Source organism: Rivularia sp. PCC 7116 (assembly GCF_000316665.1).
GTDB lineage: Bacteria > Cyanobacteriota > Cyanobacteriia > Cyanobacteriales > Nostocaceae > Rivularia.
Genome location: NC_019678.1, coordinates 424929 through 438793 on the forward strand (window position 1 = coordinate 424929; position 13865 = coordinate 438793).

The following is a 13865-nucleotide window of genomic DNA, read 5'->3' on the forward strand; positions in this document are numbered from 1 at the left end:
AGAATACCCATTTACAGCTATAACTAACGTTTAAAACGAAGATTGTAATCCTAATGTTAATTGCCAATCCGTTTCCAACTGAGGACCATCTAAATCGCGCAAAATAGGTAATTCAAATTCCATCGCTAAACGAGAACCTTTTAAATTACCTTCAGGAGCATATAAATTAACTCCGAATCCCAGATTAATTTGAGTACCGTTTCTTAAATCGGGATCTGCTGTAGGAATCATCATCGGATTTAGTCTGTCATCAGCACCATCAATATCTCCCCAAGTTTTTCCAGTCAAGCGCAACGAAGTACTCAACCAATCAGTCCAATTGCGAGCAATCCAACCCGATAGCTGGTATTTGTTTCCTAAGCGATAACCATTATCATTTTTTCCCAATCTCAAGGTTGTCAAAGCTTGCGCTCCCCAAGAACCTTTTCCAGATTGACCTAAATAAGTTATCCCCGGTAGCAAATCAAAAGTACCGGAACCAATTTGCATTGGATAAGGAAGAATTTGGTCGTCACCTGCTGGAGTGTCGTCTCTTTCGTTAATTGAACCCGTGGGAAAACTAGCTCCAATATTCAAATGTATCCGCTGTTTGTCTTTATCGAATATTGTATATAGCGCTGTGGTTTTGATATCTCCGATTCCTTCGGAGTTAGTGGTGAAGCGTGTACCCATGCGGGTAAGATGTTCCATTTCTTTGGAAACAAAAGGTACCATAGCCATCACAGTCAGATTGTCGCTAACTCCATACATTGCTCCAAACATATGCATTTCCATGGTCATATCTACGGGAGTGACCATAAAATCCTGCAATACTTCACTATCGCTAATCCTATTTGTACCGTCGCGATTACCGTCCATGTTCATAAACATGTAGCGGTAGGAAGCCATAAATTCTCCTTTTTTGTGAGCGTGGTCTCCCATTACTCCAATTGGCGCATGTCCGTCTGGACGGGAAGAAGACCATTTATTGGGATCGCTATTATCGCCGCTATCTGCAATTATTATTTTTTCATTGCTTGGACTTTCATTTAATCCCCGATTGAGTAAATATTCTGGAGATTTATTTAAATTTAAGCTGTCTAAATTTGGCTTATTTAAATCTAAGTCAGAAGCAGAAGTAGAAATGACTGCTCTTTGTTGATTTTTTTGTATAGATTGTTTATCTACCTGTTTACCCAACTGTTTAGATTGAATTAACTTTTCAACTAACTTACTTCTATCAGTTTCTTTGTCGGTTTGTATATTTGATGTTGGTATAATTTCTGCAACTGCTACTAATGGAGATAAAGCGATACTAATAATAGTCAAGCTAGATAGATAAGGATTTAACTTCAATTTACAAACCTCGTTTGTTAGATAAGTAATTTAACAGAGGATTATAGTATCAAGTAATTAATATTTTTCACAAAAGACAGCTTGTCAAACTTGTTTGACGATAATTGCATTTTCTCTAAAAATAGAAACAATTGTGATTCAAACGTCATTTATAGTTTATAAACACAGGGTTTTCAAATTCGTATTCTTTTAGTACTTATTTTTACTAACAAATAATGAAAATAACGCATTTTTGTTTGGTAGTAATCCTTGCTATCGCAATCCTATTTTAATTTTGAAATTTTCTGTTCCCTATTCCCTGTTCCTTAGCCCCTACGAGTTATTCAGAAATCAAAACGGATTCCTATATATAAGAGTTATTGCTCAACTTTTTCCAATAAAATAACTCGGCATCTTCAAGATACCGAGTCATCCTATGTACGTATTTATTTTTTAATTTAGAATCCTGAATTTATGGATCGGAACTTTAGCTGTTTATTTTTGTACCACTACTGTGGTTCCAACTGATGCCCAATTAAATATTTTTTTCGCATGATTGGGCGCTACATTTACGCAACCCCGACTAACTGGCGTACCAAAATTATTATGCCAGAATGCGCCGTGAATTCCATAACTGCCTTGATAATACATTGTGTGAGGAACATCCTTAATATCGTAATCTTCACCCTTCATCCGAGTTTTTTCCAGTTTTGTATAAATGTTAAATACGCCGGTAGGGGTAGGAGTATCTTTTTTACCAGTAGAAACGATAACTCCAAACACGGGTTTATTTCCTTCCCAAGTAATTAATCTTTGTTCGGATAAATCAACTTGAATCCAGCGTTTACTAGAGTTTTTTAGTTGCTTAACTTTATCAAGGACTTTTTGCTGAGAATTTGGCGTGTGATGAGCTTCTGCTTTATTCGTAGGAAGACTTACAAAACTAGCCGAGAGTGCTATTCCTGCTACTAAAACTTTCAGGTAGCGAATATACTGAGGTAAAATTAAGGCTTTCATGATAAATACTCTCAAATGTAAGCGTAAGCTTGTTTATTTACTTTTATTACTGCATCTAGCGACTAATTTCTGTCGCAATCTATGAATTTCTCTATTTTGATCTTACTTTATCTTCTCAATTAGCCTTTCTGCCTGTCGAGTTATTAAATCCCAATCTTCAGAAATAACTAAGTCTTTGGGAAACAACTCGCTGCTCAATCCAATGGCGATCGCACCGGCTCTGAGGAAATCCGGGGCATTTTCTACAGTTACTCCCCCAGTTGGGATCAAAGGAATTTCTCCCAAAGGAGCTTGCAGACTTTTGATATATCCACTACCACCACAAGCTTGCACGGGAAACACTTTCACGCAGCTAGCACCATAAGTCCAAGCCGTAACAATTTCTGTGGGAGTCAGCGCTCCGGGTATAACTGGTACCTTTTGCTTTACAGCTGCTTGAATTATCGTTAAATCAACATGAGGAGTAAAAAAGAACTGTGCCCCTGCGTCTATTGCTCGATGCATTTGTTCTAGATTCAACAACGTTCCCGTACCGATAACGCAGTTAGGTAATTCCACACGTAGTTGTGCAATTAACTCCGCAGCCTGGGGAGTATTCCAAGTGATTTCAATTAACTGCATCCCCCCAGATGCGACAGCCAAAGCCATTTGTCGCGCCAAATATTTTTTTTGGGCACGAATTACCGCGATGGCGCGGTGTCTTTTCAAAAGCACTAACCAAGGGGTATCGATAATGGGAGATTGGACATTGGGCATTAGAAATTGAGCATTAGAAATAAAAAAAACTTTGATGATAAGTCTTTTTTTATCGAAATTGAGCTAGATAAGTTCAGTTTTTCTAGAAACTAGATTGAAAATTTATTCAGTTTTAAGCAAGTCATTTATTTTTTCATCGAGAGATAATTACTTATTTACTAATTTAAATTCTTCTTCTATCTTCTGCTGTCGGGGAAAAAACAACCCAAAATTTCATCTTTTTTTTCGGATCGAGAGTATATATCTGTATCGCTAATATGATAAAAGCTAAGTAAATAAACGCAATTATTACAACCTAGGTATTGTAATTTTAATTGGCATGATTCACAAACAAATTTTCTACAAAAGCTTTATAGCTTCGGTTACAGCAGCAACAGTTATTATTGGTGGAAGTCAATTAAATCATACCTTTGCCCAATCTTCCCCAGCTAAAAATCCAACTACGGCAAATTCTTCACAAACCAAGCCTGCTCTGACTTTACAGGGGCACATATGGACTATCGAGGCCTTAGATTTTACCCCAGATGGGCAAACTTTAGTCAGTGGTAGCTACGACCATACCGTAAAAGTATGGGATCTAAAAAATGGTAAACTCATCCGCACCCTTGATGGGCATAAAGACGGCGTGAATGACGTTCTTATTAGCCCCGATGGAAAACAGTTTTTCACTGCTGGGGGAACGGCAGAACCCAATACCACTAAAGTCATTAAGGTATGGGATATGAAAACAAAAAAATTACTTCGTACCCTTAAAGGGCATACTTTAGGAGTCACTTCCCTGGCTATAACCCCCGATGGTAAAACTCTTATCAGCGGTAGTTACGATAAAACAATTAGGTTATGGGACACGCAAAAAGGTATACGCAAGCGTACTTTTACCGGACATAGCGATCCCATACTTTCAATTGCAATTAGTCCGGATGGAAAAACCCTGGCAAGCGGTGGTGGTGAGCTTAACGACGATTCTGACAAAACAGTTAAATTATGGAATCTGGAAACGGGAGAATTAACTAGCAACATCAAAGGAAACAACAATGTTATCAACTTTATTGGCTTTACTCCCGATGGTAAATATCTGGTGAACTCTACAGATCCAAAAATAAATGTTTGGGATGTGAGTACTGGCAAATTAGTAAATCGTTTTAGCGTATCCGATATTGAAGGAGTGACTTCTGTAACTTTAGGAAACGACAGTAAAAGCGTTGTCACAACTACATTAGATGGTGCCGTTACAATGTGGGAGCTAATTAGCGGAAAAGCAATGAAAACTTTAGTAGAAGCTTCCAACAATCCCCAAAACTACGACCAACTTTATCCCACCAGCACAGCCTTCAGCCCCGACGGTAAAACTATTGCCATAGGTGAAGGAGGTGGAGCTTACAATTCAAAATTTACAATCAACATTCGACGAATGGAATAAACAGTGAGCAGTGAACAGTAATCAGTGAGCAGTGAGCAGTGAGCAGTGAGCAGTGAACAGTAATCAGTGAGCAGTAAGGAAGCAATTACCCATTACCCATTACCCATTACCAATTACCAATTACCAATTACCAATTACCAATTTTCACTTCTCATACTGCTCGTAAGCTGCGACAATACGCTGTATTAAAGCATGTCTAACTACGTCTTTTCGAGAAAATTCACAAAAGCCTATACCTTCGACATTTTTTAAAATTTGAAAGGCTGTTGCAAGTCCCGATTTCTGCTGTAAAGGTAAATCGGTTTGCGTCATATCACCGGTTACTACCATGCGGGAACGAAAACCCAAACGAGTCAGAACCATTTTCATCTGCGCTGGCGTGGTATTTTGAGCTTCGTCCACGATGACAAACGCATTATTTAAAGTTCTTCCCCGCATATAAGCTAATGGTGCAACTTCGATTATGCCTCTTTCAATCAGCGATGGGACTTTATCTGGCTCGATAAATTCGTTGATAGCATCATAAAGCGGACGCAAATAAGGATTAACTTTTTGCTGCAAATCTCCTGGTAAAAATCCTAGCTTTTCACCTGCTTCTACGGCGGGACGAGTTAAAATCAGTTTTTCATACTTGTTATCAAGCAGTGCTTGAACCGCCACAACAACCGCTAAAAATGTTTTACCAGTACCCGCAGGACCAATACAAAATGTTAAGTCACGCTTGCGTATTGCTTCAATATACTGTCGCTGACGAAAAGTTTTAGCACGAATTTGTTCGCCTCGACGAGTTTTAGCAAGTACATCTTTTTGTAATGTTTGCAGTTCATCTTCTCGATGGGTATCAAGGGCTTGGCGCGCTGTTAAAATATCGGCAACAGATAAGATATTTCCCTTCGTCCAAATATCTTCCAAAGATTTTACCAACCGACTAACCAAGTCGATTTGTTTCTCGGTACCGCTTACGTATAATTCTTGTCCCCGCAATACCACCGTGGCTCCAGTTTGTCGAGCTAAGAGTTTGAGGTTTTCTTCCTGGCTTCCAGCTAAAGCCATAGCACTAGGGATATCGGGCAATTCTATTGTTATGGCTTCTGCCATAGTATTAATTAAGTATTTCTTTTTAGTAAGGAATAATTTTTGACCCAGAGACTCCGTTTTCAGGAGCTTAATCTTATTTTCTGAGCGATCGCATTAAATAGCAATATAGGGGTTTTGATTTAGTTCAATCACTCTTACAAGGATGGAAATTTCTACTTGTGAGAATTTCAGCTACTTTCTTTGTATTGCACTCAATGAAAAAGGTCTATGTTTCACAAAATTTACTATTCAACCAACTACTTAACCAACGATTTAACTATTTACTATCAGCCATAGGGCTGATAGCGAATAAAATCAGAAACAATAAAAATTGTTTCAACTAAATGCGAGTTCGGGGTTTGGTGAAATCTCTACGTCCGTCACCACGTCTGACTTTAGGCTTAGGCATTGGCAATTCTCTATCCCTTTCTTCGCTATAAGATGCCGGTGCATCCTCCCGACTTTCATTACTACCGTAAATGTCTAGGTATGCCGATTGTCCCGCAGCTTGAGCAGCCGCAGAAATCACAGTGCGAATAGCTTGGATGTTGCGTCCTCCACGACCAAACACTTTACCTTTATCTGCACTATCAAAGGCAATGCGAATCCAAGCTCGTTTGGTGCTACGAGAAATTTCACAATCAACGCTTAAAGACTCTGGTGATTCCAAAAACGGCTGCATTAAAAAATTAACTAAACCAACGTAATCGGGAGTTGTACGGGAATTCGTATCTGTTACTTTACTAGGATGCAGTTGCTGCACGGACTTGTTCAAAAACATTATTTTTTTCTAAAATGCGACGCACTGTGTCAGTTGGTTGAGCGCCCTGTTGTAGTCGCTTAACAATGCCGTCTACGTCTAATCTAACTTCTTTGGTTCTAGGATTATAAAATCCTAATTCTTCGAGGGGACGACCATCACGACGGGACAGATTGTTGATGGCTATTAAGCGGTAACTTGCTTCTCGTTTTTTGCCTATTCGCTTTAAGCGCAGTTTAATCATAATAAAAAGGTAATTCTCCTACTTTGTAAGATGTTAGTTTACAACTAGAGTCGGTGACAAATCTATCCGAAATAATGAAAGCATTTCACCGAAAAAGGTAATGCTCCCCCGAATGCGGGAAGATAAAATTTCCCACAAGTAGCAGATGATAATTTTAGCACTTGCACGGCATGAAGCGCTATTCGTTTAAAGGTCAAAGCTTAAAGCTTAAAGGTCAAAGGTCAAAGCTTAAAGGTCAAAGGTCAGAGTTTAAACGCTGCTCGCTGCTCACTGCTACAGCGTACCGAAACCTTTCTTTTTCTTAGCTTTTTTCTGCTTCTTTTTACCGCCAGAAGCGCCGCGCCAGCCCGGTGCGGGGGCATTTCCGGCAGCCATTGGATTTCCACCGCCAAACATTCCTCCGCCTCCCATTCCAGGGAAGTTACCTTGTCCCATTTGCTGCATCATGTTCCGCATTTTCTGGAAATCACTTATCAGCTTGCTGACATCTTTTTCTTTATAACCACTTCCAGATGCAATCCGTCGCCGTCTGCTGGGAGAACTCGCTAGTAAATCGGGATCTGTCCGTTCTTGTTTGGTCATGGACTTAATCATCGCTTCGCAACGCTGAAGCTGAGATTGCCCTTGTTCGAGCTGTTCGTTAGAAATTTTGTTCATCCCCGGAATCATCTTCATGATGCCACCGAGGGAACCCATATTCTTCAGCAAACGCAGTTGTTTGAGAAAGTCAGTAAAATCAAACTTCGCCGACAGCATTTTCTCTGTCATTTTTTCGGCATCGGCGAGGTCAAATTCCTCCTGGGCTTTTTCAACCAGGGTTAAGACATCTCCCATGCCCAAAATCCGGGATGCCATTCTATCGGGATAAAACGGCTGTAGGGCTTCAACTTTTTCACCAACACCAACAAATTTAATTGGTGCGCCCGAAATTCGCCGCACCGATAGCGCCGCACCACCACGGCTATCACCGTCTAACTTTGTTAAAATTGCACCGCTAATGCCAATCTTTTCGTGGAAAGTACGAGTCAAATTTGCCGCTTCTTGACCGGTCATTGCGTCCACTACCAGCAGCGTTTCATGGGGCTGGACGGTCTCTTTGACACTGGCTAATTCCGCCATCATGTCTTCATCAATTTGCAGACGACCGGCAGTATCAATAATTACGGTATCAATGCCTTCCGCCTTGGCACGCTCCACACCTTGACGGGCAATTTCAACTGGATTTGCATCGCTTCCCAGTTCAAATACTGGCACGTCAATTTGTTTACCTAAAGTTATCAATTGGTCAATTGCAGCAGGACGATAAACGTCTGTTGCTACCATCAAACAATTGCGTTCTAATTTTCTTAGATGTAAGGCTAACTTAGCTGTTGCAGTAGTTTTACCAGTACCTTGCAAACCAGCCATCAAAACAATTGTAGGTGATTCTTCGGCTTGCACTAGGGGGACGTTAGTTTCCCCCATCACGTTTACTAATTCATCGTGAACAATTTTAATAAACTGTTCCCCTGGACGTACCCCATTCAATACCTCAGCACCTTGTGCTTTGGCTTCAACTTCACTAATAAATTCTTTAATTACTTGCAGGTTGACATCTGCTTCCAACAAAGAGCGTCGTACTTCTCGTAAAGCTTCCTGAATGTTGGATTCAGAGATTTTACCTTGTCCCCGGAGTTTTTTCCAGGTTGATTCTAAACGGTCGGCTAGTGCATCAAACATAATACAATTATCTTAATTAACCCTCACGCTTATAATAATGCGGGGGATTTTTAGCTCAACAACTCATCTTGAAGCCGGAAGGATTCAAGCTAAACAAAACCGTACTCATTTGCACACAGTTTTACCAACAGGTGAAAATTTTTAGAAGACGGCAATTTACAAAGCGTAGATATATCTCTTAAGCATACTAGAATACAAGCTGCTTAGCTTAGGGCGATCGCTCTCCATTTACCCATAGTTTCCTTGCAGATTGATTTACTTGGTTAGTATTGGGTTTGTGTTGACGTGTTGCAATTGTCAGCCTATGGGCTTTTTGACTGTATTCAGAAGCGGACACACTTCCCATCTGCTTCTTAGAAACAACTCGAAATACGCAACCGCTTACTTATCGCTCGGGCTTCCAATTCAAAAATCAGTAAAAACAGTAAAAGTAATATTTGTTTACATTTATCGATAAAAAGACTTTTAACATTAACATTTTTAAGCAGTTTCAAAAAGACTTTCTGTAAAAAATTTATAAAAATAGGAATTATATTTAAAAAATAATTGCTAAAACTTGAACTTTCATCTGTGGAAAATTACTTATAGACAAGCTATTATTTAACTATATCGATTTTACGGTTATCTAAGTAGGATTATTTAATTTAACAATTAGTTTTTGGCGAATGCTATGAATATTTTTGTAACAATTAAGTATAAAAAACGAATGTTTTAGTATAAGTAAGTTGTTAAAATCATAATTAAACTTCACTTATAGACTATTGTCTTTAATTATTTAAATGAGTCATATCTGTTAATATTCTGGATTTTCAGAATGTTAGTATATTCATAAAGTTGTTGCTTCAACTATTCGTAAGAGCAATATATGAAAATTATTTTTTGCTTTTAATTAAATGCCTAAAATCTAGGTAAGCTGCATCTTGAAATGATGCAAACAGAGAACTGATTAATTTTATTAGAATTTTAAATAATATTTAGACAGTTAAAATTCAATTTTGCGAATATATTTTTTGAGTCAAACAAAAAAATGAAAAAAGAGATTAAAGAAGTAGCTGAAACTTTCAGCAATACGAGTGCATCTAACCAAGCCGCAAATCAACAACAGCAAAGTATCCGAGAAAAAATTATTAACCAAGTTCTCAAAGGTGAAAACCCTAGCAGTTTAAACTTAATTTTTACCAATTTAAAAGAAGCTAAGCTAATTGGGGTTAACCTAAGCAATATGTATCTTAGTGGCGTTGAATTGTGTAGTGCCGATTTAACAAATGCTCAGTTACTAGGAGTTGATTTAAGCGAAGCAGATTTGAGCAACAGCAAATTGGTTAACGCTCAGTTGGCGGGAGCAAATCTTAACAGCATAAAGTTGATTGCAGCTAATCTTAGTAATGCTAATTTACGAGATGCTAACCTCTGCACTTCTAAACTCAATCATGCTTGTTTAATCGGTGCCCAGTTGTTAGGGGCAAATTTGAGTGGTGCTGAATTAACCGATGCGAATTTAAATAATGCCTTACTTCACAAAATTTACTTGTGGAATGCCAACCTTAATAATGCTCAGTTAATTAATTCCGATTTAACTGATGCCTATATGAACAACGTCAAGCTTAATAATGCCGATTTAACTGGTGCAATTCTTGTAAATGCTCAGCTTTCTGAAGCTAAATTAAAAAATGCTAACTTAAAATCGGTTAATTTGAATTCTGCCCAATTAGATAATGCGAATTTAAGGAATGCCGACTTGAGCGACGCTTGCTTAGAGAAAGTCAATTTACAGAATAGCAATCTTGAAGGAGCTATTTTACATAATACAAACTTTCATCAAGCAGCCTTAAATAACGCTAATCTCACGAATGCAAAAGTGAAAAATGCTCGCTTCTCAGAAAATACAGGTATCAGCGAAGACGTAAAAATCTATCTAAAAAGAGAGGGAGCTATCTTTGAAGATGAATAATTACGAAACAATCATGACACCAAAGTAATTAAATTAGAAAATGCTTCGGTTGCATCTGCTAAAGCTTTACTTTGAAAAACAAATTCGCTGTAGTCTGCCAAGTTATCCAAACCAACCACATTTAACATGACTTCAGCAGTTACCCATGCAGAGGTTTCGATAAATAATTTTCGCCATCTTACTTTCATAACGTTTGTCTCCTTTTTTGAAATACCACTTCTTAAGCAATTGATTATTTAAACTTTGCCCTTAGTTAAGAAATGTAAATTATTTCAACGAATGATTTCAATAGCTTGATTAAAAAACTGAGGTAGTAATTTTACCTCCATAAAAGATGGAAATTACGAATTGACGAAAATTGTGGGCAGCCTGTAAACCTTACCTAGTAAGCTCTGAGCTTGTTTACGCTAGCTAAAAAGATAAACAGTAATTTGTATCGCATCAGTGTGGGGAACCCGGTTTCTTACCGATCGCACAATCAGATATGGCAGTTTTCACTTGAAGGGACATTTGTCACAAATCTGAAACCGTTGTAGAGACGTGGCAATGCTACGTCTCAAACAATGTGAAATCAGTACTTAATCTTTTTGTTCAGCAACGCCAAAAAAACAAGCAACCACCAAAGCCGAAGAATAACAATTAACCATTAACTGTTAATTTTTCTACAGCATCAGCTTGTGTGGGTAAAGCAGCTGTTAAAACTTCACTTCCATTATCTGTAACTAAAACATCATCTTCGATTCGGATTCCTCGGACATCTGCAAACTGCGATAAACGTTCCCAGTTGACAAATTGTTTAAAATTATCGCGATTCTCCGAATTATTCACAATCGCGGGTACTTGATAAAAACCCGGTTCAATTGTAACTACCATTCCGGCATGTAAAGGTCGATTTAGACGCAAGTAACCCAAGCCAAAACGTCCGCTTCTTTGTCTTCCTTCTTCGTACCCTGCTAAATCTCCTAAGTCTTCCATATCATGCACATCTAAGCCAAGTAAATGTCCGATTCCGTGAGGGAAAAACAAAGCATGAGCATCTACATTTACCAACTCTTCGGGATTACCTTGCAAAATACCTAAATCTATTAAACCTTCAGCAATAACCTGACAAGCACAAAGATGAATATCTTCGTACTCTATACCTGGGCTGATTTTGTCAATACAGGCATCATGGGCTGCTAAGACAACATCATAAATATCTCTTTGAGTTGATGAAAATTTTCCGCTCACAGCCCAAGTTCGAGTTACGTCAGCAGCCCAACCATTGGGAGTTTCCGCGCCAACATCAGCAAGCAGTAAATCGTCCGAGTTTAAGGAATTTTCATAATGCTCGTTGTGCAACACTTCCCCCCGCACCGTGACAATACTGTTATAAGATGTTGTCATATTACGAGCAATGATTACTGATTCCATTGCCGCTCGTACTTGTGCTTCTGTTTTCGCTGCTGCGGTTGCAGCCATACCAGCTTTATGGGCTTCTATAGTAACGGCAACAGCTTGACGTATTTCATCCAAAGCGGCTTCGTCGTGGGTAAGACGCAGCTGAGCAACAGCCTTAGCTAATTGCAAATCTTTATTTTCCGGTGGACGTTGCGGTAAAATCCATCTATCTAGTAATTGTGATTGTTGCGTCCATGAAGCTGCATCTTGTACGGCAATTGTTGCTACATCCTGTAAATATGATTCAAGTTCAGCCATTGGGTAAGCTTCATCAGCACCAATTTGTTCTGCAATTTCATCGCGACTCGGCATTTCTCCATGCCAAAGAGCGCTACTTGGTGAGGGATTATCTATAAACAATTGCAGTTTACCTGCTTCCAAACGAATCGCAGTATTTTTCAAAGGTAATCCGGCAAAATAGAGAAAATGACTGCTAGGACGATGTGGAAAGATGTTTGCAGAAAAATTACGGGGACTAGGATTACCAGACCAGAATACTGCCGGAAAATCGATTAAATCGGCTAATTTTTCTCTTCTTTTACGTAAAGTTTCTGCAAGTGAGTTAGAAGTAGATGTTGTTGTCATTGTTTAGGTATTGGTAATTGGGCATTGGTAGTTGGTAATTGGTAGTTGGTAATTGGGCATTGGGCATTGGTAATAACTTGACATCTTCCAGTCACTGCCAAAGGGGTACCGAATGCAGTGGGGAATTCCAAAAATCGCTCTTTAGTTTCCTCTTTCTACAACCCGATTTAGATAAAATTAATAACTGTTCGCTGATAACTGTTCGCTGTTAACTGCTCACTGTTAACTGATAACTGATATGAAACAAAGCAACTGGTTGATTGAAGAATTGCCAGGATTAAGCCAAGATGAAATTAATAATTTGAAAAATAATGGTTTTACAACTACTTTAGCTCTGGTAAAACAAGGAAAAACTCCACAAGAAAAGTTAATACTGGCACAGAAGCTACAGGTTCATGTCCAGTATGTAAATAAGTGGGTTGCTTTAGCGGATTTAGCTCGAATCCCCAGTGTGGGAACGGAATATTCTGGGTTGTTGCTTCATGCTGGCATTGCTTCGGTGGTGCAGTTGTCAACTACTCCCCCCCATCGCTTACACAAACAAATTTTGCGTTTGCAAGTAGCAACTCTACAAAGGCGAGATTTATGCCCTGCGGTTGAACAAGTAAATGAATGGGTTGAGCAAGCCAAGAAGTTATCAGTTAGGAGTTAGAAGTTATATCCCGTATAGTAATTGCTTGTAAATTGTCTTTAAACTACAAACTTTTAAATCCCATTATTAATCGTTAATTCTCTTTCTAGCTCCTAATCACTCCCTATCGCAAGCTATACTACTCTTTCTCCAGTACGCCGTTGAGAAATATGTCAGCCAGCCCTTCTGCCATTTTCTGTTTTTCTTGGGGGGAAGCATCTGGTTCCATAAGTGTATTATGTGAAAAGCCTGCCACAGCAAACATTCCTAGAAAAACCTGAGCTACGAGTTTTGCATCTGTCTTGCGGTAGATTCCTTTATCCATTGCTGTTTGAAAGAAAGCTTCAGCAACATCAGTCATTTTATCAATCACCTCTTTTTGAATGCGATCGCGAAGTTCGGGATGAAACTGGGCTTCCATAAAACAAACTTTCATCATGTCGGCATTTTTTTGTAAATTCCACATCCGACGACGCATTACTTGGGCTACGGCTTTATAGCTACCCATTTCACTTAATTCGGTGAGTAAATCGGTTAGAATATCCACCCAGCCAGCAGTTGCAACTTCAACTAAGATTGCTTTTTTATTAGAAAAATGGCGGAATAACGTTCCTTCAGCAACTCCTGCTTTTTGTGCTAAGTCGCGGGTAGTCGTACCGTCAAATCCTTGAGAAGCAAACAACTTTTGTGCTGCTTGCAAAATCCGATCGCGTGTTTGTATTTCTGGAGGAGGAGGAGATTTAAAAGCTCGCATAGTATTAGTGATGGTGATTGTTCCGGAACTGCATCTGTAGCATTATTGTCTAACGTTAAGTACTATAAGCTGCAAATCTTTAATATAAGATTAAGCCTTGAGAATTAAGATTTTTGCTGGAGCCAGAAGATAGCCCGATAATCTGTAATTTATAATACGTTGCTTAAGCGCCAACTTGAACTGCGTAATTAGAAATA

Annotated in this window: 14 protein-coding genes; 3 read left to right on the forward strand and 11 right to left on the reverse strand. The window is 38.9% G+C overall.

Translation table 11 applies throughout. The annotated features are described in order from the left end of the window. Nucleotides 1-30: 30 nt before the first annotated feature. The 3 genes from RIV7116_RS01665 to RIV7116_RS01675 all read right to left on the reverse strand — a co-directional run bounded on the left by RIV7116_RS01665 (nucleotide 31) and on the right by RIV7116_RS01675 (nucleotide 3066). Nucleotides 31-1335, reverse strand: a complete 1305-nt coding sequence (locus tag RIV7116_RS01665; RefSeq protein WP_015116524.1) for a hypothetical protein — start codon at nucleotides 1333-1335, stop codon at nucleotides 31-33. Between the two features lie 474 nt (nucleotides 1336-1809). After that, on the reverse strand, nucleotides 1810-2331 hold the full coding sequence (locus tag RIV7116_RS01670; RefSeq protein ID WP_015116525.1) for a L,D-transpeptidase: 522 nt from the start codon (nucleotides 2329-2331) through the stop codon (nucleotides 1810-1812). A gap of 102 nt (nucleotides 2332-2433) precedes the next feature. Continuing rightward, nucleotides 2434-3066 carry a bifunctional 4-hydroxy-2-oxoglutarate aldolase/2-dehydro-3-deoxy-phosphogluconate aldolase gene (locus tag RIV7116_RS01675; RefSeq protein WP_044291396.1) on the reverse strand — a complete coding sequence of 211 codons (633 nt, stop codon included), beginning with the start codon at nucleotides 3064-3066 and terminating at the stop codon, nucleotides 2434-2436. 340 nt (nucleotides 3067-3406) lie between these two features. Here RIV7116_RS01675 and RIV7116_RS01680 point away from each other — a divergent pair, with 340 nt between their 5' ends. Then, complete coding sequence (locus RIV7116_RS01680; protein WP_015116527.1) at nucleotides 3407-4507, forward strand: WD40 repeat domain-containing protein; 1101 nt, start codon at nucleotides 3407-3409, stop codon at nucleotides 4505-4507. A gap of 144 nt (nucleotides 4508-4651) precedes the next feature. Here RIV7116_RS01680 and RIV7116_RS01685 read toward each other — a convergent pair whose 3' ends face one another. The 5 genes from RIV7116_RS01685 to RIV7116_RS37315 all read right to left on the reverse strand — a co-directional run bounded on the left by RIV7116_RS01685 (nucleotide 4652) and on the right by RIV7116_RS37315 (nucleotide 8644). Further along, nucleotides 4652-5605, reverse strand: coding sequence for a PhoH family protein (locus tag RIV7116_RS01685; RefSeq protein ID WP_015116528.1), 954 nt, complete (start codon nucleotides 5603-5605; stop codon nucleotides 4652-4654). 319 nt (nucleotides 5606-5924) lie between these two features. Then, entirely contained in the window at nucleotides 5925-6365 is a 441-nt protein-coding gene (locus tag RIV7116_RS01690) for a KH domain-containing protein (RefSeq protein ID WP_015116529.1), read from the reverse strand. Next, nucleotides 6328-6588: a 30S ribosomal protein S16 gene (gene rpsP, locus RIV7116_RS01695; protein ID WP_015116530.1), complete on the reverse strand. Its 261-nt coding sequence runs from the start codon at nucleotides 6586-6588 to the stop codon at nucleotides 6328-6330. The genes RIV7116_RS01690 and rpsP overlap by 38 nt, the downstream gene beginning before the upstream one ends. A gap of 273 nt (nucleotides 6589-6861) precedes the next feature. After that, nucleotides 6862-8307, reverse strand: a complete 1446-nt coding sequence (gene ffh / locus RIV7116_RS01700; protein ID WP_015116531.1) for a signal recognition particle protein — start codon at nucleotides 8305-8307, stop codon at nucleotides 6862-6864. 208 nt (nucleotides 8308-8515) lie between these two features. Beyond that, entirely contained in the window at nucleotides 8516-8644 is a 129-nt protein-coding gene (locus RIV7116_RS37315) for a hypothetical protein (protein ID WP_256380831.1), read from the reverse strand. Between the two features lie 690 nt (nucleotides 8645-9334). On the opposite strand from RIV7116_RS37315, the gene RIV7116_RS01705 reads away from it, so the two are divergent. Beyond that, nucleotides 9335-10258: a pentapeptide repeat-containing protein gene (locus tag RIV7116_RS01705; RefSeq protein ID WP_015116532.1), complete on the forward strand. Its 924-nt coding sequence runs from the start codon at nucleotides 9335-9337 to the stop codon at nucleotides 10256-10258. An 11-nt stretch (nucleotides 10259-10269) separates the two neighbouring features. Here RIV7116_RS01705 and RIV7116_RS36270 read toward each other — a convergent pair whose 3' ends face one another. Further along, on the reverse strand, nucleotides 10270-10446 hold the full coding sequence (locus RIV7116_RS36270) for a hypothetical protein (RefSeq protein WP_015116533.1): 177 nt from the start codon (nucleotides 10444-10446) through the stop codon (nucleotides 10270-10272). A 451-nt stretch (nucleotides 10447-10897) separates the two neighbouring features. Further along, nucleotides 10898-12283, reverse strand: coding sequence for an aminopeptidase P family protein (locus RIV7116_RS01710; protein ID WP_015116534.1), 1386 nt, complete (start codon nucleotides 12281-12283; stop codon nucleotides 10898-10900). Between the two features lie 238 nt (nucleotides 12284-12521). Here RIV7116_RS01710 and RIV7116_RS01715 point away from each other — a divergent pair, with 238 nt between their 5' ends. After that, nucleotides 12522-12935, forward strand: coding sequence for a DUF4332 domain-containing protein (locus tag RIV7116_RS01715; RefSeq protein WP_015116535.1), 414 nt, complete (start codon nucleotides 12522-12524; stop codon nucleotides 12933-12935). Between the two features lie 118 nt (nucleotides 12936-13053). Here RIV7116_RS01715 and RIV7116_RS01720 read toward each other — a convergent pair whose 3' ends face one another. After that, nucleotides 13054-13668: a TetR/AcrR family transcriptional regulator gene (locus RIV7116_RS01720; RefSeq protein ID WP_015116536.1), complete on the reverse strand. Its 615-nt coding sequence runs from the start codon at nucleotides 13666-13668 to the stop codon at nucleotides 13054-13056. Nucleotides 13669-13865 lie beyond the last annotated feature (197 nt).

Bases quoted from the DNA above. Each gene is read 5' to 3' on its own strand.
- RIV7116_RS01710 (WP_015116534.1), bottom strand. From the start codon at position 12,283: ATGACAACAACATCTACTTCTAACTCACTTGCAGAAACTTTACGTAAA.
- rpsP (WP_015116530.1), bottom strand. From the start codon at position 6,588: ATGATTAAACTGCGCTTAAAGCGAATAGGCAAAAAACGAGAAGCAAGT.
- RIV7116_RS01670 (WP_015116525.1), bottom strand. From the start codon at position 2,331: ATGAAAGCCTTAATTTTACCTCAGTATATTCGCTACCTGAAAGTTTTA.
- RIV7116_RS01685 (WP_015116528.1), bottom strand. From the start codon at position 5,605: ATGGCAGAAGCCATAACAATAGAATTGCCCGATATCCCTAGTGCTATG.
- RIV7116_RS01715 (WP_015116535.1), top strand. From the start codon at position 12,522: ATGAAACAAAGCAACTGGTTGATTGAAGAATTGCCAGGATTAAGCCAA.
- RIV7116_RS01680 (WP_015116527.1), top strand. From the start codon at position 3,407: ATGATTCACAAACAAATTTTCTACAAAAGCTTTATAGCTTCGGTTACA.
- RIV7116_RS36270 (WP_015116533.1), bottom strand. From the start codon at position 10,446: ATGAAAGTAAGATGGCGAAAATTATTTATCGAAACCTCTGCATGGGTA.
- RIV7116_RS01720 (WP_015116536.1), bottom strand. From the start codon at position 13,668: ATGCGAGCTTTTAAATCTCCTCCTCCTCCAGAAATACAAACACGCGAT.
- RIV7116_RS01690 (WP_015116529.1), bottom strand. From the start codon at position 6,365: ATGTTTTTGAACAAGTCCGTGCAGCAACTGCATCCTAGTAAAGTAACA.
- RIV7116_RS01705 (WP_015116532.1), top strand. From the start codon at position 9,335: ATGAAAAAAGAGATTAAAGAAGTAGCTGAAACTTTCAGCAATACGAGT.
- ffh (WP_015116531.1), bottom strand. From the start codon at position 8,307: ATGTTTGATGCACTAGCCGACCGTTTAGAATCAACCTGGAAAAAACTC.